The sequence below is a fragment of the Actinoplanes sp. ATCC 53533 genome, from assembly GCF_003947245.1.
Genome location: NZ_QHHV01000565.1, coordinates 1 through 705, shown reverse-complemented (window position 1 = coordinate 705; position 705 = coordinate 1). Strand labels below are relative to the sequence as shown.

The window sequence follows — 705 nt, the reverse complement described above, 5'->3', positions numbered from 1 at the left end:
GCTACCTGCTCGGCGTCTCTACCCGGCGCATGGACAAACTCGTCCAGTCGCTGGGCATCACCAGCCTGTCCAGGTCACAGGTCTCCCGGATGGCCGTCGAACTCGACGCCCAGGTCGCGGCGTTCCGCACCGGCCCCTGGACGAGTCCGGGCCGTTCACGTTCGTCGCCGCCGACGCGCTGAGCATGAAGGTCCGTGAACAGGGCCGGGTGGTCAAAGCGGTCGTGCTCGTGGCGACCGGCGTCAACGCCGACGGCCACCGCGAAGTCCTCGGCGTCAAAGTCGCCACCAGCGAGACAAAACAGGCGTGGAACGCGTTCTTCGCCGACCTGGTCGCCCGCGGCCTGAGCGGCGTGTGCTTGGTGACCAGCGACGCACATGCCGGCCTGGTCGACGCGATCGCCGCGAACCTGCCCGGCACCAGCTGGCAGCGCTGCCGCACCCACTACGCCGCGAACCTCATGGCCGTGTGCCCGAAATCGGCCTGGCCGGCGGTCAAGACCATGCTGCACTCGGTCTACGACCAGCCCGACCCGAACTCGGTCCACGCCCAGTTCGACAAACTCCTCGACACCACCAGCCGATCCCTGCCCAAGGTCGCCGAACACCTCGACGACGCCCGCGCCGACCTGCTCGCCTTCACCGGCTTCCCACAGCAGATCTGGCGCCAGATCTGGTCGAACAACCCCAACGAACGCCTCAACAA

At 67.8% G+C, this 705-nt stretch carries 1 pseudogene; it reads left to right on the top strand.

Annotation, left to right across the window (positions count from 1 at the left end):
- A pseudogene (locus DMB66_RS60050) lies at positions 1-705 on the top strand (IS256 family transposase); the annotation flags it as partial.